Source organism: Pseudoalteromonas pernae (assembly GCF_039831865.1).
In the GTDB taxonomy this organism is placed as follows: domain Bacteria; phylum Pseudomonadota; class Gammaproteobacteria; order Enterobacterales; family Alteromonadaceae; genus Pseudoalteromonas; species Pseudoalteromonas pernae.
On the sequence record NZ_JBDODM010000001.1, the window covers coordinates 237,224 to 260,031 of the forward strand.

At 45.1% G+C, this 22,808-nt stretch carries 19 protein-coding genes; 10 read left to right on the forward strand and 9 right to left on the reverse strand.

Annotated elements, in window-relative coordinates:
- Positions 1-99: 99 nt before the first annotated feature.
- The 8 genes from V1358_RS01045 to V1358_RS01080 are packed head-to-tail and all read right to left on the reverse strand — an operon-like array spanning position 100 to position 8,357.
- Positions 100-759 carry a CoA transferase subunit B gene (locus tag V1358_RS01045; protein ID WP_347389390.1) on the reverse strand — a complete coding sequence of 220 codons (660 nt, stop codon included), beginning with the start codon at positions 757-759 and terminating at the stop codon, positions 100-102.
- 11 nt (positions 760-770) lie between these two features.
- The gene (locus V1358_RS01050) at positions 771-1,472 is read right to left on the reverse strand and encodes a CoA transferase subunit A (protein ID WP_347389389.1); all 702 of its coding nucleotides are present in this window, start codon (positions 1,470-1,472) and stop codon (positions 771-773) included.
- A 21-nt stretch (positions 1,473-1,493) separates the two neighbouring features.
- Positions 1,494-2,408 carry a hydroxymethylglutaryl-CoA lyase gene (locus V1358_RS01055; RefSeq protein ID WP_347392309.1) on the reverse strand — a complete coding sequence of 305 codons (915 nt, stop codon included), beginning with the start codon at positions 2,406-2,408 and terminating at the stop codon, positions 1,494-1,496.
- Complete coding sequence (locus V1358_RS01060) at positions 2,408-4,366, reverse strand: acetyl/propionyl/methylcrotonyl-CoA carboxylase subunit alpha (protein WP_347392310.1); 1,959 nt, start codon at positions 4,364-4,366, stop codon at positions 2,408-2,410. Before V1358_RS01060 ends, V1358_RS01055 begins: the two co-directional genes overlap by 1 nt.
- Before the next feature lie 3 nt (positions 4,367-4,369).
- Complete coding sequence (locus V1358_RS01065) at positions 4,370-5,146, reverse strand: enoyl-CoA hydratase-related protein (protein WP_347392311.1); 777 nt, start codon at positions 5,144-5,146, stop codon at positions 4,370-4,372.
- Between the two features lie 9 nt (positions 5,147-5,155).
- A complete protein-coding gene (locus tag V1358_RS01070; RefSeq protein ID WP_347389385.1) occupies positions 5,156-6,763 on the reverse strand; it encodes a carboxyl transferase domain-containing protein in 1,608 nt (535 codons plus the stop codon).
- An 8-nt stretch (positions 6,764-6,771) separates the two neighbouring features.
- A complete protein-coding gene (locus tag V1358_RS01075) occupies positions 6,772-7,947 on the reverse strand; it encodes an isovaleryl-CoA dehydrogenase (protein WP_347389384.1) in 1,176 nt (391 codons plus the stop codon).
- A gap of 5 nt (positions 7,948-7,952) precedes the next feature.
- Positions 7,953-8,357 (reverse strand): MerR family transcriptional regulator, encoded by a 405-nt coding sequence (locus V1358_RS01080; protein WP_347389383.1) that lies wholly within the window; start codon positions 8,355-8,357, stop codon positions 7,953-7,955.
- Between the two features lie 291 nt (positions 8,358-8,648).
- On the opposite strand from V1358_RS01080, the gene V1358_RS01085 reads away from it, so the two are divergent.
- The 9 genes from V1358_RS01085 to V1358_RS01125 all read left to right on the forward strand — a co-directional run bounded on the left by V1358_RS01085 (position 8,649) and on the right by V1358_RS01125 (position 18,643).
- Positions 8,649-9,842 carry a thiolase family protein gene (locus tag V1358_RS01085; protein WP_347392312.1) on the forward strand — a complete coding sequence of 398 codons (1,194 nt, stop codon included), beginning with the start codon at positions 8,649-8,651 and terminating at the stop codon, positions 9,840-9,842.
- A gap of 63 nt (positions 9,843-9,905) precedes the next feature.
- On the forward strand, positions 9,906-11,396 hold the full coding sequence (locus V1358_RS01090; RefSeq protein WP_347389381.1) for a CoA-acylating methylmalonate-semialdehyde dehydrogenase: 1,491 nt from the start codon (positions 9,906-9,908) through the stop codon (positions 11,394-11,396).
- A 63-nt stretch (positions 11,397-11,459) separates the two neighbouring features.
- Positions 11,460-12,617 carry an acyl-CoA dehydrogenase family protein gene (locus V1358_RS01095; protein ID WP_347392313.1) on the forward strand — a complete coding sequence of 386 codons (1,158 nt, stop codon included), beginning with the start codon at positions 11,460-11,462 and terminating at the stop codon, positions 12,615-12,617.
- Positions 12,618-12,625: 8 nt separating this feature from the next.
- Positions 12,626-13,402 carry an enoyl-CoA hydratase gene (locus tag V1358_RS01100; protein WP_347392314.1) on the forward strand — a complete coding sequence of 259 codons (777 nt, stop codon included), beginning with the start codon at positions 12,626-12,628 and terminating at the stop codon, positions 13,400-13,402.
- Positions 13,402-14,535: an enoyl-CoA hydratase/isomerase family protein gene (locus V1358_RS01105; RefSeq protein WP_347392315.1), complete on the forward strand. Its 1,134-nt coding sequence runs from the start codon at positions 13,402-13,404 to the stop codon at positions 14,533-14,535. The genes V1358_RS01100 and V1358_RS01105 overlap by 1 nt, the downstream gene beginning before the upstream one ends.
- A 9-nt stretch (positions 14,536-14,544) precedes the next feature.
- Entirely contained in the window at positions 14,545-15,432 is an 888-nt protein-coding gene (gene mmsB, locus V1358_RS01110) for a 3-hydroxyisobutyrate dehydrogenase (protein WP_347389377.1), read from the forward strand.
- 2 nt (positions 15,433-15,434) lie between these two features.
- Positions 15,435-16,208, forward strand: a complete 774-nt coding sequence (locus V1358_RS01115) for an SDR family oxidoreductase (RefSeq protein WP_347392316.1) — start codon at positions 15,435-15,437, stop codon at positions 16,206-16,208.
- A gap of 156 nt (positions 16,209-16,364) precedes the next feature.
- Entirely contained in the window at positions 16,365-18,164 is a 1,800-nt protein-coding gene (locus V1358_RS01120; RefSeq protein WP_347392317.1) for a N,N-dimethylformamidase beta subunit family domain-containing protein, read from the forward strand.
- A 14-nt stretch (positions 18,165-18,178) separates the two neighbouring features.
- A complete protein-coding gene (locus tag V1358_RS01125) occupies positions 18,179-18,643 on the forward strand; it encodes a hypothetical protein (protein ID WP_347392318.1) in 465 nt (154 codons plus the stop codon).
- Positions 18,644-18,698: 55 nt separating this feature from the next.
- On the opposite strand, the gene V1358_RS01130 is transcribed toward V1358_RS01125, so the two are convergent.
- Complete coding sequence (locus V1358_RS01130) at positions 18,699-20,441, reverse strand: hypothetical protein (RefSeq protein ID WP_347392319.1); 1,743 nt, start codon at positions 20,439-20,441, stop codon at positions 18,699-18,701.
- 161 nt (positions 20,442-20,602) lie between these two features.
- Here V1358_RS01130 and V1358_RS01135 point away from each other — a divergent pair, with 161 nt between their 5' ends.
- A complete protein-coding gene (locus tag V1358_RS01135; RefSeq protein WP_347389374.1) occupies positions 20,603-22,420 on the forward strand; it encodes a protein kinase domain-containing protein in 1,818 nt (605 codons plus the stop codon).
- Positions 22,421-22,808 lie beyond the last annotated feature (388 nt).

The following is a 22,808-nucleotide window of genomic DNA, read 5'->3' on the forward strand; positions in this document are numbered from 1 at the left end:
CATAAAAAAAACCCCTCAAACGAGGGGTTTTGGGTAACACAGTGCCAACTAGCACTGGGAATGAGGACGGTACATGTGGGCACCTACAGAGGTTTACCCTTAGTCAAAGCTCATTTCTGGTACATCGCCTTCGACGATGAGTTTACCCGCTGTTTTGCTGATTATTTCATCAACACTAACACCCGGAGCGCGCTCTAGCAAATGAAAAGCGCCGTCTTTGACTTCTAACACAGCTAAATCAGTTACGATTTTTTTGACGCAATTTACACCAGTAAGGGGTAACTCGCATTGTTCAAGTAACTTTGAATCGCCATGTTTACTAGCATGAGTCATGGTTACGATGATGTTTTTGGCTCCTGCCACAAGGTCCATCGCGCCACCCATGCCTTTGATTAACTTTTTCGGGATCATCCACGACGCGATATTGCCGTGCTGATCAACTTCAAATGCACCTAAGACGGTCAAGTCTACATGACCTCCACGTATCATGGCAAAGCTATCGGCACTATTAAATATAGCGGCACCTTGTGCAGCTGTAACGGTTTCTTTACCCGCATTAATCATATCGGCATCAAGCTCATCTTCTGTAGGGTATGGACCCATTCCCAATAAGCCGTTTTCAGATTGCAACATAACTTCAATACCCTGTGGTACATAGTTAGCAACCAATGTTGGAATACCAATACCAAGATTAACGTAGTAGCCGTCTTGCAACTCTTTTGCTACGCGCTGAGCGATTTGTTCGCGATTTAATGACATGATCACTCTCCTTAAGCTTGGCGCGTTGTTACGCGTTCAATACGTTTTTCAAAGTTGCCTTTGATCACACGGTTAACATAAATTCCTGGAGTATGAATTTGACTAGGCTCTAATTCACCCGGTTCTACAATTTCTTCAACTTCAGCAACAGTGATTTTGCCGGCAGTTGCTGCCATCGGATTGAAGTTCATTGCGGTGTGTCGGAACACTAAATTGCCGTAGCGATCAGCTTTCCACGCCTTAACGATAGCGAACTCTCCGGTAATCGACTCTTCGAGTATATATGGACGCCCGTCGAATTCTTTCACTTCTTTACCTTCAGCAACAGGGGTGCCGTATCCTGTGGCGGTGTAAAACGCTGGAATGCCAGCACCACCAGCACGCATTTTTTCAGCCAAGGTACCTTGAGGAGTTAATTCAACTTCCAATTCGCCATCGAGCATTTGTTTTTCAAACAGCGCGTTTTCACCCACATATGACGCGATGATTTTTTTGATCTGCTTGTCTTGTAACAAGATACCTAAACCAAAATCATCGACGCCACAGTTGTTTGATACAACCGTTAAATCTGTGGTGCCCATGCGTTTAATTTCTGCAATTAAACCCTCTGGGATACCACATAAACCAAAGCCACCAGCGATGATGGTATCACCATCTTTTAATCCAGCCATGGCTTCGGCGTAACTATTCACTACTTTATTAAATCCGGACATGTCTAAGCACTCCTCGGGTTCTTATTCTTCACTGGCCAATATGGCATTGGCAACTTTGCTCTGAGGCTTTTTACCCAGCGCGTTACAAACTCTCTCGCCAGCGCGGGCCAGTGTTTTTAAATCAATTCCAGTGTCAATGCCAAGCTTTTGCAAAAGATAGACAACATCTTCAGTGGCAACATTTCCTGACGCTCCCTTTGCATAGGGGCATCCGCCAAGTCCTGCGACTGCACTATCCACAGTGCTTATACCCATTTTTAATGCTGCGTAGATATTACTAATCGCTTGGCCATAGGTATCATGGAAATGAACAGCAAGCTGGTTTGCATCTATGTGCTCAAGCAACAAACTCAGCAATGCTTCGACTTCATTAGCAGTGCCCACACCTATGGTGTCGCCAAGGCTCACTTCATAGCAGCCAAGAGCCAATAATTGTTTACACACATCAAGCACTTGCTCTGGCGACACTGGACCTTGATACGGGCAACCCAGTACGCAACTGACATAGCCACGTACTTTGATGCCGTGTTGGTTTGCAAGCTCAACAACAGGACGAAAACGCTCAATGCTCTGTTCGATAGAGCAATTGATATTCTTTTGCGTAAAAGCTTCACTCGCTGCTGTAAAAATTGCAAATTCACCAACCTTGGCATTCAAGGCCAGCTCAGCACCTTTTAGGTTGGGCGTTAGTGCGCTGAATAACACCTCATCGGAACGTTTGACTGCTGCAAACACGTCGCTCGAGTCTGACATTTGTGGCACCCATTTAGGTGACACAAAAGCGCCGCCTTCGATATGTTTAAGCCCTGCATCAATTAGGTCGTTTATGAGTGTCACCTTATCTTCAGTGGTGACACTCTTTTCGTTTTGTAAGCCGTCCCGTGCTCCCACTTCGACGATACGCACACTATTTGGGAAAGTCGTAGGCACAGCCATTAACTTTGCTCCTCGACGACAGCCAGTAAGGCTCCATGGCTTACAAGCTCACCTTCACCATAGCAATAGCTGCTCAACACGCCGTCAAATGGTGCGTTTAATGTGTATTCCATCTTCATTGCTTCCATAACGACAATGGCATCACCTTGTTTGACTAAGCTGCCGACTTTAAGAAGGTGTTTCACAACCGTGCCATTCATTGGCGCGGCGAGGGCATCACTGCCTGCTTGCTCAGCACCAATATAGTGCTTAGAGGTCAATGTGAATGCATACTGGAGGCCATCTAATAACACCGTAAGGGTTTCATCATCAATGGTCGCATCAGCACGCAAACGCTCGCCATTGACCACTGCAATGTAGCGATTGTTATCTAGTTGCTCACCGGCCAATGAGTAAGAGTCGCCGTCTATGTCGAGCTTCAAGCCATTTGTATTGGCGTGTAGAACAACAGTGTGATCAGCGAGTGGTACTTTGATTTCATTGACCGAATTAAGCTTAAAGCCTGAAAGTTGTGTCCACGGCGAGTGTTGCTTTTTATCTTTAGCCTGTAGGTGGCAATAATACACCCAGGCGGCCATCGCCATACTGCGATAGTCAGGCGCTGGCTCTTTAGTTAGCTCGTCGCAATTATTGTCGATAAAGTGGGTGTCCATGGTCGCATCTTGTAAAGGCTGCGCCTGACAAAGAGCGATAAGGAATCCAATGTTCGCTTTTACACCACCGACATAGGTTTCATGCAATGAACGCTCTAGCAGTGAAAGTGCCGCAGTACGGTCTTCGCCTTTAACGATTAGCTTGGCCACCATAGGGTCATAGAATGAGCTTATTTCGTCGCCACTGGTGACACCTGTATCGATACGCACATTGTCGCTTGCTGTTGGGAAGCTCAAATGAGTGAGTGTACCGCTACTTGGCATGAATTGCTCACTTGGGTCTTCTGCGTACAAACGGGCTTCAAAACTGTGCCCGCTGATGACAACTTGCTCTTGAGTAAGCGGCAGTTGAGCACCCGAAGCAACGGCGATTTGCCATTTAACTAGGTCAACACCCGTTACCATTTCAGTCACGGGATGCTCTACTTGCAATCGTGTGTTCATCTCCATAAAGAAGAATTCTTCACCGCATAGGAGAAATTCAACTGTACCCGCGCCGACATAATCGATGGCTTTGGCACAGCGAACTGCCGCTTCACCCATGGCTTTGCGCATTGTATCGCTGAGACCTGGGGCAGGGGCTTCTTCAATAACTTTTTGGTGACGACGTTGTAATGAACAGTCGCGATCGCCAAGATAAACACAATTACCGTGCTTATCAGCAAAAACTTGTACTTCCACATGACGCGGATTATCGACGTAGCGTTCAATGAGCACTAGGTCATTACCAAAGCTACTAATTGCTTCACGTTTTGCGCCTTCGAGCGCGCTCATAAAGTCTTTAGGTTCACGCACTACGCGCATGCCCTTACCGCCGCCGCCATAGGCTGCTTTGATAAGTACAGGGTAGCCGATTTTATCTGCTTCATCTGACAGGAAAGTGGGGTCTTGCTTCTCACCATAGTAACCAGGCACGAGTGGCACATTGGCATCGGCCATTATCTCTTTAGCGCGGGTCTTTGAACCCATAGCCTCGATACTTTTAGCGTAAGGACCAATAAAAGTAATGCCTTTGTCTTCGCATAAAGCTGCAAATGCTTCGTTTTCAGATAAGAAACCGTATCCTGGGTGGATACAGTCTGCGCCTGACTTTTCTGCCACGGCAAACAGCTTGTCCATATCCAAATATGAGGATTTACTCGGCGCCGGGCCAATATGGTAAGCGCTGTCAGCCATTTTTACGTGTTGGGCGTTAGCGTCTGCGTCTGAGTAAACAGCAATGGTATGCATGCCCAGTGCCTTGGCACTGCGGATAACACGACAAGCAATCTCACCGCGGTTAGCTATCAAAATTCGTCTAAGCATGGTTTATCCTTGTTGTTGCCAAGCAGGCGCTTCTTTGTTGAAAAATGCGTTCAAGCCAGTTTGGCCTTCATCGCTCACACGAATGGCCGCGATGCGCTCTGCGGTCAAATGACGTAGCTGGGCATCAATATCTTTGCCTGCGACATCATTTATTAAGCTTTTCGCCGCTTTAACAGCCATTGGGCCATTGTCAGTGATAATGTCGAGGAATTTGTCGCATTCGGCTTGTAGGTCTTCACAGACTTCATGGACTAGGCCCATATCTGCGGCCTTGTTTGCGTCGAACACCTCTGCAGTAAGAAAGTAACGACGGGCGTTGCGCTCACCGATGGCTTTGATCACATAGGGACTGATCACTGCTGGAATTAAACCCAATTTAACTTCCGACAAACAAAACTTGGCTGTTGGATTAGCTAGGGCAATATCGCATGCCGCTATAAGACCCAATGCGCCACCAAACGCGGCACCTTGCACTAAGCAAATAGTTGGGTGCGGGCAGGTGTGAAGCACATGCATGAGTTTGGCAAGTTCCAGTGAATCGGCAACATTGTCATCGAAGCTGTTGTCTTTCATGGATTTCATCCAGTTTAAGTCAGCGCCCGCTGAGAAATGTTTGCCCTCACTGTTAAGCACTAGCGCGCGTATATCTAGAGTACTTGCATGTTCAATTAAACGGATCATTTCACTGATCAACGCGTCATCGAAGGCGTTGTGTTTTTCAACACGTTGCAAGGTAAGTGTCGCTATACGACTTTTGCTGATATTAAGAGTAACTGACATCACGCACCTCTACATTCTGAACACACCGAACTCGGTGTCTTTTTGAGGTGCATTGGCAGCAGCTTCAAGCGCTAGGCCAAGTACTGAACGAGTATCCGCTGGATCGATGATGCCATCGTCCCATAAGCGCGCACTGGCATAATAAGGGTGACCTTGACGCTCATATTGCTCAACAATCGGTTTCTTAAATGCCGCTAATTGTTCATCATTCATCGACTCACCGGTGCGGGCAAGACCATCTTGTTTAACCTGTGCCAATACGCCAGCAGCCTGTTCGCCGCCCATTACCGAGATACGCGCGTTTGGCCACATCCACATCATAGTTGGGTCATAGGCACGGCCACACATACCATAGTTACCTGCACCATAAGAGCCACCAATCAAAATGGTAAACTTAGGGACTTCGGCACACGACACGGCAGTCACCATTTTTGCCCCGTGTTTTGCAATCCCTTCGGCTTCGTATTTTTGACCTACCATAAAGCCAGTAATATTTTGCAAAAAGACTAAAGGTATATTGCGTTTCGCACACAGTTGAATGAAATGCGCGCCTTTTTGTGCTGATTCGCTGAATAACACACCGTTGTTAGCAACAATGCCCACAGGGTGTCCATAGATATGGGCAAATCCTGTAACTAAAGTTTCGCCAAAGTAACGTTTAAACTCATCAAATGACGAATCATCAACGATACGGGCTATCACTTCGCGCACATCGAAGCTCTTCTTAAGGTCACTACCGACGATGCCATAGAGTTCATGGATATCGTAACGTGGCGGTTTGACAGGCTCTAATACCGGCGCAACTGGGCGAACATGATTAATACGGGCAATACATTGACGGGCAATGGATAGTGCATGTTCGTCGTTATCGGCATAGTGGTCGGCGACACCAGACACTTTACAGTGTACGTCAGCACCACCTAAATCTTCAGCACTCACTTCTTCACCCGTTGCTGCTTTTACAAGCGGAGGACCGGCTAAGAAAATAGTGCCTTGCTCTTTTACGATGATGCTCTCATCTGCCATCGCGGGGACATAAGCACCACCTGCAGTACACAAGCCCATTACCACTGCAATTTGTGGAATGCCTTTCGCAGACATGCGTGCTTGGTTAAAGAAAATACGACCAAAATGCAGCTTGTCTGGAAATACTTCATCTTGCTCTGGTAAGTTAGCGCCGCCTGAGTCTACCAGGTAAATACAAGGTAGGTGACAGCGCTCTGCGATTTCTTGAGCGCGTAGATGCTTTTTAACAGTTAATGGGAAGTAAGTACCGCCTTTAACGGTGGCATCATTACCCACAATCATGCATTCAACGCCCTGAACTCGGCCGATTCCTGCTACAACACCGGCACACGGGATATCCTGCTCATACACACCAAACGCTGCGAACTGACCAATTTCTAGAAAAGGTGACCCTTCGTCTAGTAGGTGCTCGATACGGTCACGTACGAATAATTTTCCACGACTCTGATGGCGCTCAACATATTTTGGGCCACCGCCGCCACGCAAGGTGGCAGCTTTGTCGTGTAAATCTTTTACTAGGGCGCGCATTGACTCATCGTTGGTGAGAAATTGCGGATCCTTTGGGTTAATTGCTGAAGTTAATATGGTCATAATGCACCTTATCGGCTTTCAGTGAATAGCTCACGGCCAATTAACATACGGCGAATCTCAGAGGTACCTGCACCAATTTCGTATAACTTGGCATCACGAAGAAGACGACCTGTTGAGTACTCATTGATGTAACCGTTACCGCCTAGGATTTGAATTGCATCAAGCGCCATCTTAGTGGCGAGTTCGGCCGCATAAAGAATTACGCCAGCAGCGTCTTTACGAGTGGTTTCGCCGCGGTCACATGCACGTGCAACTGTATATACGTACGAACGCGCAGCGTTCATCTGCGTATACATGTCTGCCACTTTACCTTGGATAAGCTGGAATTGACCGATTGGCGTATCAAACTGCTTGCGCTCGTGAATGTAAGGCACAACCACGTCCATACACGCTTGCATAATCCCCAGAGGGCCACCGGCAAGTACTACGCGCTCATAATCTAAGCCGCTCATAAGTACTTTTACACCTTCATTGAGGTTACCTAAGATGTTTTCTTCAGGTACCGCACAGTTTTCAAATACCAACTCACAGGTGTTAGAGCCGCGCATTCCAAGTTTGTCTAGCTTTTGCGCTTGCGTGAATCCCGGTGTGTCGCGTTCAACGATGAAAGCGGTAATGCCTTTAGGACCTGCGTTAGCATCTGTTTTTGCATAGATAACGTAGGTGTGTGCATCTGGACCATTGGTGATCCACATTTTATTACCGTTAAGAATATAGTGATCGCCTTTCTTTTCAGCTTTTAGGCGCATAGATACAACGTCAGAACCTGCACCTGGCTCGCTCATCGCAAGGGCACCAATGTGTTCACCACTGACTAGTTTTGGTAGATACTTTTGTTTTTGTTCTTCGTTACCATTTCGGAAAATTTGGTTAACACACAGATTAGAGTGCGCACCGTAGCTCAAGCCAATTGACGCACTTGCGCGGCTGATTTCTTCCATTGCAATCACGTGCTCAAGATAACCAAGACCAGCACCACCGTATTGCTCGTCTACTGTCATACCCAGTAAACCCATTTCACCTAGTTGCGGCCACAATTCGTTTGGAAATTGGTTTTCTACGTCTGTTTTCTCAGCTAGCGGCGCGATTTCAGCACTGGCGAAGCTGTTGACGTGAGAGCGGATCATATCGGCGGTTTCACCTAAGCCGAAGTTGAGTTCTTTATAAAGCGAGATAGTACTCATAATGATTAATCCTGTTGTAAATGTGAGAGTGTTTCGCGGCAGCGTTTTTCGGCCGTAACTAATTCCATTAATACCACTTTGATGTCGTCCATCTGTTGTATTAAGTGTTCTTTCTTTTCTTCGATAAGGTCTAACATGGTGGCCAACTGCTTAGCGCTGGACTTATCAGCGTCGTATAGCTCGAATAAACGACCGGTTTCAGCAAGTGAAAATCCTAAACGCTTACCACGTAAAATAAGTTTCAAACGTACTTTATCGCGCTTGGAATATATGCGTGTTTGGCCATTACGACGTGGGGTGATCAACCCTTGGTCTTCGTAAAAACGAATGCTTCGGGTGGTAATATCAAACTCTTTCGCCAAGTCGCTGATGGAGAAAGTCTGTTCCTGTTGGCTTTGCTCGGTCATCATTATTTAGTCTTATCTACTACAAAATATTAACACCAATATAAGTGAAGTTTACGTAAAGGTAAAGCTGGAATTCGAATCTCTTATATAACTAATTATCTATAGAATTTATAGGCTAATAGCGCGTAAATAGTGGGGTTCGTCACGAATGATAGGAACTGTTAGTTGGGTAAACAGGTTGGTCAGATATGTTTACAGTGACTAATTTGCCATCATTTCGGTTCATCTAATTGACGTTGGCGTAAACGTAAATTTTATGTATGCTCAAGTGAAACTGATTATGGAGAAAGAAATATGAGCTCACAGCTAAACGACAACGATATTGTTATTGTTAGTGCCAAACGTACCGCTATGGGCGGTTTCATGGGGGCTTTAAGTGGTGCGAGTGCCACAGAATTAGGTGCAACAGCCATTAAAGGCGCACTAGAAAGCATCAACATCAACCCGTCTGAAATAGATGAAGTGATCATGGGCTGTGTATTGCCAGCAGGTTTAGGTCAAGCACCTGCACGCCAAGCAATGCTAAAAGCAGGTATGGATAAGCACACAGGTGCTACAACCATAAATAAGGTATGTGGTTCAGGTTTAAAAGCTGTGATGCTAGCGCATGACCTCATCAAAGCGGGAAGCGTAAATAGTGTAGTTGCCGGTGGTATGGAAAGCATGACTAACTCACCTTATGTACTACCTAAAGCTCGCGGCGGTATGCGTATGGGTCACGGCGAAGTGAAAGACCACATGATGATGGACGGTCTTGAAGATGCGTATGATAACTTGGCTATGGGTTGTTTTGCGCAAGCTACCGCAGACCAATATGAAATTACTCGTGAGCAAATGGATGAATTTGCGGTTTCGTCATTAGAAAAGGCCAACAAGGCAATTTCTTCAGGTGCGTTCGCCAACGAAGTGGTGGCACATACTATTAGCACACGTAAAGGTGATGTGGTTGTTGATACTGATGAGCAGCCAGGCAATGCCCGTCCAGACAAAATTCCTTCACTGCGCCCAGCGTTCAAAAAAGACGGTACTATCACAGCGGCAAACTCTTCATCTATTTCAGATGGTGCTGCAGCTTTAGTCGTAATGAGCTACGCAGAAGCACAAAAACAAGGTATGACGCCAATCGCCAAGATCAGCGGTCATAGCACGCATTCACGCCTTCCAGCTGAATTCACTATTGCGCCAGTTGGTGCGATGGAGAAGTTATTAAGCAAGTTGGATTGGGATAAAAACGATGTTGATTTATGGGAAATCAACGAAGCATTCGCCATGGTTACCATGTTAGCTATTAATGAAATGGGCTTAAATAAAGACAAGGTAAACGTCAATGGTGGTGCATGTGCACTAGGCCACCCAATTGGTGCTAGTGGTGCACGTATTTTAACGACACTTATTCATGCGCTTCGTAATCAAGGCAAACAGCGCGGTATCGCATCACTGTGTATCGGTGGTGGTGAAGCCGTAGCGCTTGCAGTCGAAGCACTTTAATTATCCTAAGCGCCCGCATAACAATAATGACTGGGCGCTTTTCTTATCTGGGGGACATGCAATATGCATAAGGTACCATTATATATCGATGGCGAGATGCGCCAATCAGAATCATCACAGTGGTTAGACGTAGTTAATCCGGCTAACCAAGAAGTATTGGCTCAAGTGCCAATGGCGACACAAAGCGAAGTAGCTCAAGCGATAGCGTCTGCCAAAGAAGCGTTCCAAACGTGGAAAGAAGTGCCAGTAAGTGAGCGTGCTCGAATTATGATGCGTTACGCACAGTTGCTAAAAGACCATCATGACGAGTTAGCTACGATTATCTGTCATGAGCTAGGTAAAACGTTTGAAGATGCGAAAGGCGATGTATGGCGTGGTATCGAAGTTGTTGAACAGGCAGCGAATGCTCCATCTAATATGATGGGTGAAACGGTATCAAATGTGGCTCGTAACATAGATACATACTCACTAATTCAACCGTTAGGTGTGTGTGCCGGTGTAACACCATTTAACTTCCCTGCAATGATCCCATTGTGGATGTTCCCGTTGGCGATTGTGTGCGGCAACACCTTCGTACTTAAGCCATCAGAGCAAGACCCTCTAACGCCAATGCGTTTGGTCGAACTATTTGAAGAAGCAGGTGCACCTAAAGGCGTACTTCAAGTTGTACACGGTACTAAAGGCCAAGTAGACCAAATTCTTGAAAGCGAAGACGTACGCGCAATTTCATTCGTCGGTTCATGTGGCGTGGGTCAATACATTTATGACAAGGGCACAGCGAATTTAAAACGTGTGCAATGTTGCGTAGGTGCAAAGAACCACTTGGTGGTGATGCCAGACGCCAACAAGCAAAACGTAATCAACAACCTAGTAGGTTCTTCTGTGGGTGCTGCAGGTCAACGTTGTATGGGTATCTCGGTAGCGGTATTCGTGGGCAGCGCGCAGCAGTGGGTGGGCGAGCTTAAAGAAGCCCTGAGTGTTGTCAAACCAGGCCCGTGGGATAAAGCTGATTCTGCTTACGGCCCACAAACGACAGTGGCAGCCAAAGAGCGCATTCTTTCTCTTATCGCACAAGGCAAGGCAGAAGGTGCAGAGTGTTTACTAGATGGCTCTGATTGCACTGTTGAAGGTTATGAAAATGGTAACTGGGTTGGCCCAACGCTATTCACTAATGTCACCAAAGACATGGCGATTTACCGCGAAGAAATCTTCGGTCCAGTACTTTGCTGTGTGTTCGTTGATACGCTAGACGAAGCAATCGCACTTATTAATGACAACCCGTACGGTAACGGGACGTCAATCTTTACTGCAAGTGGTGCCGCGGCGCGTAAGTTCCAACACCACATCGAAGTTGGCCAAGTCGGTATTAACGTACCAATCCCTGTGCCATTGCCGTTTTTCTCGTTCACAGGTTGGAAAGGCTCTTTCTACGGTGATCAACACACTTACGGTAAGCAAGGTGTGCGTTTCTATACAGAGACCAAAACAATTACAGCACGTTGGTTTGAAGACGACGTAGTAAGTGGTCCGAACATGAGTATTCACCTTAAGTAATTTAATTCTTGCAGTGGGTGGCGTATGGCACCCACTGATAACTGCAGTACAAGAGAGAAAGTTATGGATTTTAATTTATCAGAAGACCAACTTGCCTTTGCCGATATGGCAGAGCGCTTTGCGGCTCAAGAGATGGCACCATTTGCTGCAAAATGGGACCAAGAGCACATTTTCCCTAAAGAAACGATTCAAAAAGCGGGTGAACTCGGCTTTTGTGCCCTGTATACACCAGAAGAAGCGGGCGGTTTAGGCCTGTCTCGTTTAGATTCAAGCATCATTTTCGAACAACTAGCTAAAGGTTGTACAGCGACGACGGCTATGTTGACGATTCACAACATGGCGACGTGGATGGTGGCGAGCTTCGGTACGCAAACCGCCAAAGATATCTACTGTCCGGAGCTGGTTACTGGTGAAAAGCTTGCGTCATATTGCTTAACAGAGCCAGGCAGTGGTTCAGATGCTGCGTCACTTAAAACCAAAGCGGTTCGTGACGGTGATGACTACCTGATCACAGGTTCTAAAATGTTTATCTCAGGTGCGGGCAGCACCGATGTACTTGTGGTTATGGCACGCACCGGTCAAGACGGTCCAAAGGGCATTAGTGCATTTGTAGTACCTGCTGACGCGCAAGGGATCATTTACGGTAAAGCGGAAGAGAAAATGGGTTGGAATGCACAACCTACACGCCTTGTGACTTTTGAAAACGTACGTATTCCAGCGGACCATCTACTCGGTAATGAAGGCGAAGGCTTTAAGTTTGCGATGCAAGGACTCGATGGCGGTCGTATAAATATTGCCACTTGTTCAATTGGTACTGCGCAACAAGCTCTTAATACGGCTAAAGCTTACCTAAAAGAGCGTGAGCAATTCGGCAAACCACTTGCCGCATTCCAAGCACTACAATTTAAACTAGCCGACATGAATACGGAACTTGTTGCAGCGCGTCAAATGGTACGTTTGGCTGCCTTTAAACTAGACTCAGGCGACAGCGAAAAGACTGCTTACTGCGCAATGGCAAAACGCTTTGCCACTGACGTGGGTGTAAAAGTCTGTGATGACGCACTGCAAATCCATGGTGGTTACGGCTACATCAAGGAATACCCACTTGAGCGTCATCTGCGTGATGTTCGTGTACACCAAATTCTTGAAGGTACGAACGAAATTATGCGCTTGATCGTAGCGCGTCGTATCTTGGCAGACGAAGTTAACGAAATTCTTTAGGAGGGACCATGAGCGCACAAATAAAAGTACAAAAGCAAGGTCACACCGCTGTATTAACGATGAGTAACCCACCTGCAAACACGTGGACTGAGCAAACACTGTTAAGTTTGACTAACATCGTTTGTGAATTAAATGCTGATAAAAACATCTTTGCACTGGTTATTACTGGTGAAGGCGAGAAGTTCTTCTCCGCGGGGGCTGACTTAAATATTTTTGCCGGTGGTGATAAAGGCGTTGCAGCGCAAATGTCACAAGTATTCGGTGCGGCATTCGAAGCATTGTCAAACTTCCGCGGTGTATCTATCGCTGCCATTAATGGCTTTGCCATGGGCGGTGGTCTTGAAGTGGCACTAGCGTGTGATATCCGTATCGCTGAAGAGCAAGCTCAAATGGCGTTACCAGAAGCCAAAGTTGGCCTATTGCCGTGTGCTGGTGGCACACAGAACCTGTCTTGGTTGGTCGGTGAAGGCTGGGCGAAACGCATGATCTTGTGTGGTGAACGTCTAAAAGCAGACAAAGCGCGTGAAATTGGTTTAGTTGAAGAAGTTGTTGAGACAGGTACCGCACTAGATAAGGCATTAGCGCTAGCTGAGCAAGTGGGCGAGCAAAGCCCTGTTGCTGTGAGCTTCTGTAAAGAGCTAATTCAAAAAGGTCGTCATGGCGATATCACTAGCGCGTTGCCACTTGAGCGTGAGCTGTTCGTTAAGTTATTTGATACCGCAGACCAAAAAGAAGGTGTGAATGCGTTTTTAGAAAAACGCAAAGCAAATTGGGTGAATGGCTAATGGAATCAATAATCCCTCTAAACAGTAATGATGCAGAGGTGGTGTTTGAGTTAGCCCAGTGTACTAACGGCGCCAAAATCGGATTGGCGACCTTGAATGTGCCAAAAGCACTCAACGCACTTAACCTCAACATGATTCGGTTGTTAGATAAACAACTCAAACATTGGGCCGAAGATGAAGAGTTGGCATTAGTCATTATCAAAGGCTCTGGTGACAAGGCATTTTGTGCTGGTGGTGATGTGGTATCGCTGCACAAAGCAATGGCCACGGGTGAGCCAAAAGACTATGGCAAAACCTTCTTCAGTGAAGAGTACCGACTAGATTACGCTATTCATTGCTATGACAAGCCTATTATCGTTTGGGGTGATGGCTTTATCATGGGCGGCGGCATGGGGCTTATGGCCGGTGCAAGTCACCGCGTGGTTACCGAGAACTCGAAGTTAGCTATGCCGGAAATCACCATCGGTCTGTATCCCGATGTAGGTGGTAGCTACTTCTTGCAGAAATCCCCCGATAATGTTGGTTTATTCCTAGGCCTTACAGGCGCAATCATGAACGCCGACGATGCTCGCTATGCGGCACTGGCCGATCATAGCATCGACAGTGACCGCTTTGACTCTTTACTTAAGACATTAGGTACGCAGAGCTGGGGCAAAGTAGCGGCTCTGAATCATGACAAACTCACGCAAATATTGAAAAAATTCGATAACGACTCTCGTGCTATGGAAAAAGGCGGGCTGCGTAAACATCAAGCAGTCATCGCAAAGCTTGGCGATTACCAAACCCTAGCTGAAAAAGTCAATTATCTCAGTGGAATAGAGACCGAAGATAAGTGGCTTGGGCGTGCGATTAAAACGCTTAAAAACGGCTGCCCATTGAGTGCTCACCTCGTGTTTGAACAGTTAAAACGTGCGCAAGGGCTATCTCTTAAAGCCTGTTTCAAGATGGAATTGGGTATGTCTGTGCATTGCTGCGAAGTAGGTGAATTCCAAGAGGGTGTGCGTGCGTTGTTAATCGACAAAGACATGACACCAAAGTGGCAATATCCAACATTGGACAGCGTACCGCAGGAAGTCATCGAGCAATTTTTTGCGCCTCAGTGGGAAGAAAACCCACTCGAAACCTTAGTTTAGGAGTCAATTATGGCGAAGATTGGATTTATTGGATTAGGTAACATGGGCGCACCGATGGCGCGTAACCTGATCAAAGCAGGGCACGAAGTTCAGGTATTTGATTTAAACCAACACGTGGTAAGTCAATTAGCTGAAGAAGGTGCGACTGCGTGTAAAAATGCAGTTGATGTAACGGTTGATGCGCAATTTGTGATTAGTATGTTGCCGGCGGCCAAACACGTACAACAGCTGTATTTAGGTGAAAACGGCCTGATTGAGTGCTTAAGTCAGGATACCCTTGTTATTGATTGCTCAACCATAGATGCAGCAAGCGCAAAACACGTTGGTGAAACGCTCGAGAGCAAAGGTATCTCATTTGTTGATGCCCCAGTATCTGGGGGTGTAGCAGGTGCAGCAGCCGGCACATTAACATTCATTGTTGGCGGCGATGATGCCCATTTTGAAGCGGTTAAACCGATTCTTGAGAATATGGGTAAGAACATCTTTCATGCCGGGGCGATGGGCGCGGGCCAAGTAGCTAAAATCTGCAACAACATGCTTTTGAGCATTCTCATGGCCGGCACCAGTGAAGCAATTCAAATGGGTATTAACCATGGTTTAGACCCTAAAGTGCTATCGGATATTATGCTAAGTAGCTCTGGTCGAAACTGGACGTTGGAATTGTATAACCCGTGTCCGGGAGTGATTGATTCAGTGCCTTCAAGTAACAACTACGAGCCAGGCTTTATGGTTGATTTAATGGCTAAGGATTTAGGACTAGCCATGGAAGCAGCACAGCACTCTGGTTCAGCGACACCCCTTGGTGCGCTAAGTAAGAACCTTTACACCTTGTTGCAAAACCAAGGTGCAGGCAAACAAGATTTCAGTTCTATTTTCACTTTATTTGAGAAGAAGTAACTATGGATTTAATGAACAAAACCATTGTGGTTACGGGCGGCGCGCAAGGCTTGGGTCTTGCAATGGCGACGATGGCAGCGCAACATGGTGCGCAACTTGCGTTAATCGATATGGACAGCGCATTGCTCGATGAAGCGGTGGCGCAATTGAAAGCTGAAAACATCAACAAAGATGCAAAGGTTCGTGGCTATGTTGCTAACGTCAGTGTGGAACAAGAAGTTGAATCAACTTTCGCAGCTATTGCTGAAGAATTCGGTTCAATTCATGGCTTAATTAACAACGCTGGTATTTTGCGTGATGGCCTTTTCATCAAGGCTAAAGAAGGCAAAGTGATTGATAAAATGTCATTGTCACAATTCCAATCTGTTATTGATGTAAACCTAACAGGCGTTTTCCTTTGTGGTCGCGAAGCGGCTGTGCACATGGTTGAAGGCGGCGAGGGTGGTGTGATCATCAACATGAGTAGTGTTGCGCGTGCCGGTAACATGGGCCAAACAAACTATTCTGCGGCGAAATCAGGTGTTGTCGCTATGACAACGAGCTGGGCGAAAGAGCTTGGCCGATTCGGTATTCGCGTGGGTGCAATTGCACCGGGTGTGATCCGCACCAAAATGACTGACGCCATGAAGCCTGAAGCAAAAGAACGCCTTGTGCAAATGAAGCCTGTGGGTCGTTTGGGTGAAGCTGAAGAAATTGCACATACTGCCAAGTACATTTTTGAAAACGACTTCTTCACGGGTCGTGTAGTCGAAATTGATGGTGGCATTCGTTTGTAGCGAAACATTAGCGTCAAACTAACAGCCCAGTTACATTTTAGTGTCACTGTTCTTTTTTGTACAATAAATGCAATTTTATTGCACTTAAGTCAATTAAACTAGCATTACTCTTACATTACAATCTCTTGGAATTTTAAAATTAATCAAGGGATTGTAATGTCTAAACGTTGTATTTACGGCTTGCTCACAGCGACGCTTTTATTCGGTTGTGGATCAGAAAATGTAGACGATTATAAAGATGGAACAACTTCAACAAAGCCTAGAAATATCATCAATAAGCAGTATCTAATAACTGATGAAGGTCAGTTAGCCTCGTGGCTTTTTAATAAAAAATTAGCATCCCATACCACTATTAAAACAATAAAAGAGCCCGACAGCTTCGAAATTGGTGAAGATGGGAGTTTCATATTTAAGACAAATGGATTCAATGATTCTGACGTAGACTTAGTTATTGAGGCGGAAACACCAGAAGCAATTGATGTTTACAATGTAGACTTCGTTTTGTCTCCTGCGACCATTATCAATGGTTATACATCCGTGGTTCGTAATATAAACGGTAATAACGAAATAGTGAGCGGTTTGTCGGTGTTACCTAATGAGACTATTCGTTTTCATTTATCCACAGACGCTTCTTTAACGGACAAAATATACATTACAGATGTCAATAACGAAATAGTGTCAATCGCGCCAGCCGACTATAAAAAGCAAAAAGCGATGGGGGATGAGCCTTGGGTGGATGGGTTTAACTATGATGTAAGCGCAACTACCACATTAGAGGAGCTTTCTTCGGGTATATACTATGTGAATGGTCAAGAAGAAGTTTTCTTCACCGTTAAGAACCCTAGCAAAAAGGCCAAAATTACTTTGGTTGTGCCAACAAATACTCAAAATGCTTATTCTTGTCATGGTGGCAGGGGACTTTACCCTTGTTATGATCCGCTTACAGGTACAAAAAATGACAAAGCAGTAAGTGTTTCTTTCTTAAGGCCGCAAAGAATAGACACTGAAGTGTTCAGCTGGGCATGGGACGTGATTCATTTAATTCGTCCATTTTTAAACTGGATCGATTCAGAGAGTATGTTTGCCGAAGATGTTCAGTACATTACAGACGCTGACTTAGACAATTATGAAGAGTTTTCTAACAGTGAACTATTATTGATTCCAGGACACAATGAGTATTGGTCAGTCAAAGGGCAGGACAATTTTAATAAGTATGTTGACAGTGGTAAAGACGCGATAATTGCCGGCGGTAACATCATGTGGTGGAACGTTCGATACGAAGACCTAGGTCGGCAGTTAACATCGTATAAGGCTGCACCAGAAGTTGATAAAGACGCTGTGTTTGGCGAAGAAACCACTTATTTTCATAGACTCAAAGACGAAGACGGAGTAAGCAGGGCAGCCTTCCATTCTATAGGTGGATTATTCATTTATGGTGGTTATGAAGGCAATAAATGGGATAAAACTTCTGGTTCAAACCCGTTTAGAATTATTAGACCGAATGCGTCAATATTTGCAGGAACCTCTGTTGAAATGTGCGACGATCTTGATATGTCTGACAATCATGAAATGGACGGCCCCTACATCGATGGTTTTGATGCTAACGGCTTCCCGCATGTTAGATACGACTCGTATAAACATTTATACAATTTCGAAGTTCTCGCTTACACATGGGGCTTTCGTGTTGGTCATACCATTGGCACTGTACATGCACTCCAGCGTAAAATAGATTCAGGTACCGTACTACAGTTTGGCAGTAACGGTGCAGGAGCGTTCGGTTTCACAAATAACACTGGTAAGCTCTACAGAAAAGTCATGACCAACGCGGTTGATATAATGCTCAATGGTAAATATCGTTTTGAATCAGAGGACTTATATCAGGCGGAGCACACGTATGTTATGAAGTTCCCATTTGTGGGTGAAAAAATCCCGAATATTGAAGCATGCCCTAGATAAGGATGAACAGGACTATGTACAAATACTCTTTAATTGGAATGATGTTTCTCTTTCCTACAATAGCTTACTCTTATAATTGTCTTGATAGTGAAAACTATGTAAAGCCAGATGCATTGTTAGAGACAGTACATCTACACAATACTACTGTAAAGCTTAGTAAATCACCATCAAATGAGTTGTTTATAAAGCTTACTAAAGATACTGCTGCAAGCATACGTAGTGTGATAATGAGAGCCGAGCGTGCGAATAATCAATGTGCAACTGCAATCTCTTTTAGTAAACAATTAACAAGTTTGTTTGCTGTTGATGCTCAAACTGCAGAGGTGTCAAAATTTACAATATTAGAAGCTTTCCCAGAGTGTAACTTCTACATTAACTACACGTTTGATTTATTGGAAACTCATAGGCTCGCAAAGTCTTTTGACGTTGAGATGGTGCCAGCCATATTAGCTCTTACAAGCAAACGATATCGGGAATAGTTTAGAAAGATATGAAAAGGCGATCACTCCAATAACAAGTGGTCGCCCTTTTTTATTAGTCTTTACGGATATGTGATGACGAACTCAATTGCAAGCCGTGTTTATTAATATCTGTAGTTACAGAGCTGCTGATATTTTGCTCCGCCAGTGATTTAAATTCAGGCGGTAATTCTTCACCCGATGCTTCAGACGCTTGAACCAACAATTTCATGAAAGGTTCAAGTTGCACAGACACGCCGACTAAACCATTTGCGACAAGGGCTTCGGTTTTTAATGCTTGAGCTGTTTTAGCGGCACTATCACCGCTGTATACCGTGATGTGATTACCATTTACAGCTAATTTAGCATCGATAGGTAATTCCATGCCTTGTGCTAATTCAGAGATAGAAACAGCCGTGCCGTCATCTGGGATTTCAATTTGCGCCAACTCTGGAGCGAAACTCTTAGCTGTGTTAATCAGCGTCATTGGATCGTCTGCACTGAGCGTTACAATGCCGTTGAACTCTTTTAAGTCAGGCATATCGGGGTTGCTCAAATCTAGGTCCATATCGTTGATGCTAACACTGAACCCTTTAATCCCCGAGAACATACCAGTTGCCATAGCAATGGCCATTGGGTTTGCCTGTTTCGCTTGCTGTTGTGCCATTATCAACGGTTCACACTGGAACTCGGCTTTAGTAAAAGACTGCCAAATTGTATTGGTGAACGCTGCCACTTTGCTTACATCGATACCATAACCAACGCTCAGCATTGCCGATTCCGATTTTGTTACATGCGATGGAATAAAGCCACGAATTGAAGCCATGGCACCGAGTAAATCAGCATCGGTGCTTTCCAATACTAAATCAGCATCGAAGTTCGCGTACTTCTCTGTTACTTCTAGGTCTGATGTGCCCCATACAACGGCTGGGAATTTAGCTGCAATTTGCGGTAAATCAGCTTTACAGCCTGGTGTGCGGATCATCGCTAAGGCGTCTGGATTACCACTGGTAGAGAGAATTGTATCGATCATTTGTGATAAACGAGATGGCTTATCATTGACCAAGGCTGATACAAGCGCAGTGTTATCTATAAAGTTTACTGAGCTGCCGTCCCATTCGTATTTGTTGGTGTAATCTTGTAAACGCGTAGTCGCAGAAAGCGCTGTAGCTGGCTTTTTAGTGCCAAGAGCAATCGCTAGGTCGTCTTGATTGTTCAATAATGCCGTATCAAACGTGAGCGTTAACCAATTGCCTTGCTTAGCGACTATCAAATCAATGGAGTTTGTTTCATCAACCGGCATTTTTACGCGAGTGTAGGCAACATTATTCAAACTCTCTTCGCTGTAGCTGACGCCCGATTCATCTGCGGAGGCTTTGACGGTGTCTATAAATGTTTGCGCATTAGCAAGCTCCAATTTTACTACGGGCATTAATCCAATCGCATAACTTAAGTAACGTAGCTCACTGCCCAAGCCCCACACTTCTGCGCCTTGTTGTTTTAAAGTTGCCTGTTCATATTTTGCCAAAAGTGACAACATAAATGCTGCGCTTGGATTAGCATTTCCTTGCCCTTCAAATGCTTTTTTAATCTCTTCGTATTGCGAGCCTAACTCCTCAGCAGAGGTGAGTTGCGGTAACAACGCACTGTATTTTTCATAAGGGAAAGGGGTCAATTGCGAGGCAAAAAACAGCGTATCAGCAGGTACGTAGTCAAGCTCTGCCATATTGATTTGTGCAGTATTGTTATTGGCCTGTTGGTAATACACGCCAGCGGCGATAGCACCAATTGCTACTGCACCAAGTAGGATTTTCTTCATGAGAACTCCATTTCGTTGATTTATTAAATTTATGTAAAAAAATCATACGTTATCACTGCTCACTGAACAAGCAATCTGTGAGTCTATTTTGTTTCCTCTTATTTCAGGATTCACAAAAAAAGCGTAAACTGCGCAGAGAGTTAGGTATATTCGAGGTTTATGTGGCACGTCGGCCAATCACCAATTTTTACATCAATGAAGAGCAATCCATCTATTTGCTCTCACATCGTGATGCCAAAAAGCACAAGCAATGGTTAAATATCTGTATAAAGCAACTGACCATGCTTGGCTATCGTGATGTTGAACTCATTGGTTCCGGTGCGTTTGGATTCGTGTTTGCGGGCGTCGATGAAGAGTACCAGCAATGGGTGTTTAAATTCTCACGGATCACTTTGGCTCAGTCTGTGCGTGACCGCTTAGAAGATGAAGCCTACATGCTATCGCGCTTTAATCACCCAATGATCCCCAAGTTTTTCGCTTTTGAACGCATAAAAAAGCAGGGGATCTTGATGATGGCGCGCTCTAAAGGCCATGATTTAGAATATTTTTCTCTGCGTCAGGGGAAAATCCAGCCCAAGCAAGTGTTAGCTCTTGCATTACAGCTTCACACGCTTTTGTTGGTGCTGCGTGAGCATCGCAACGGTATCACACCAACGCCAGTAGTTCACGGTGACATTAAGCCATCAAACTTAGTATGGGATCCGGTTAGTCGAGGACTTTCATTGGTGGACTGGGGTAGTTCTGTTTATGCTCAGTTGGATGCGCGGCGCAACCCCGTTGGCGCCAATGTCATGGATTTAATGTCTTCAGATATCACCAATACCAATGCTCGTATGGGGGATGTCTATTTTATCGGGGATGAGCAAATGTCTGGGGAGAAATCTTCCCCTAGATTCGATGAGCAAGGAGTCGCATCAACGCTCTATGCGTTAGCGTCTGCGCAATCGTGTCGCTTTGGCGCGCAAGTTATTCCAGCAAGTTCTTTAGGGTTACCTGTGGAATTTGCCCGTGTAATCGACGGCATGCTCTCTAAAGATAAAGACATAAGAGACAAAGCGGGCGATTACTTTATGCGAAATATGCCCGCAATGGCAAAAGCATTTATCCCAGATGTACATCGTGAGCCAACGAAATCATTAATACCGTTTTGGAGTTCACACGCCGACACCTTGCCAGACACTGTGGTATATAGCTCACGTAAACAGTTTTTACGACAAGCGGATAGCGAACATCGTTTGGTCGATGTCAATGATGCACAACTGGAGCGGTACTATCGTGAATTTCTCTTTGATACCGGTGACACCGAAAAAGCATTTTTGGCATCCATTAGCCGTTTAGCTAAATATCCAGTCGTCGGTGGACTGAGTTTCCATTGGAAACAGGACAATCTATTCGTGGAATCGAGTTTAATTCTCTACGATGAGTCTCTGCAACTGGCATTCCAAGACGCCGTTGATAATACCGTTAAATTAGCGCAAGGCATTGAACAAAAGGGCTTGTTTAAATGTTGCTTGTTTGATGCGAGGCAAACGATTCAAGTCGAACGCGACGCGACAGGGGCATTTGTATTTGAGCACTTGCCACAGCTTAGCTATGACATTATTGATATTCCCAGCACTGAGACACTGAGGCCGCATTCCTATTTTGAAGATGGTAAAGACCCTGACGAGCAACTCCAATTACCGAAAAAAATCATCCAATGTGTGTTTGAGTTAAACAAAATACATCACACAGGCTGTATTATTTTCGAGTCTCTATCTCAACGATTGAAAATCCACCATTACTACAGGCTATTGGATGCAACCCAAGAGTCTAGATTTCGAGAATTACTCAATGAAATAATGCAATACGCCATGAGCATAGATGGTGTTGGTGTTGCCGGTTTCATGAAGCTGCCTTACAAAAATACCCGCGAATTCGACTTATGTCCGAAACAGGGTGATCACTTCTTGTCAAAAAACCCAAAAAAACATAGTTGATGCAAAAATTAACATCAATTTGATGTGTAAAAAACTGATTGTGCCACTCGTATGACGGAGTCATTTAATGTGGCAAACCCAGCTGAATTTTTATTTCAAATAGATTGCAAATTAGGGGTTGAAAAGTTAGCTAATTGGGCGCAAATTGAAACTATAGGCAAGGGGAACTATTAGTGTTCTTTCGTTGTCTTCAATACTGAGTGCGAGGCTATTCGTTTTATATAGAGAACGTAACGGCGCAGCATAATCGGTATTTCAACAATACAGAAGAGTCCATGTAATTCGGTCGACAAAACAGAGGTACGACCAAAAATTTTTTTCGAACTAATTTAAATTAACTGTCAGCCAGTTACAGAATGTCAATATGGCTGTATGAATTTTAGACATT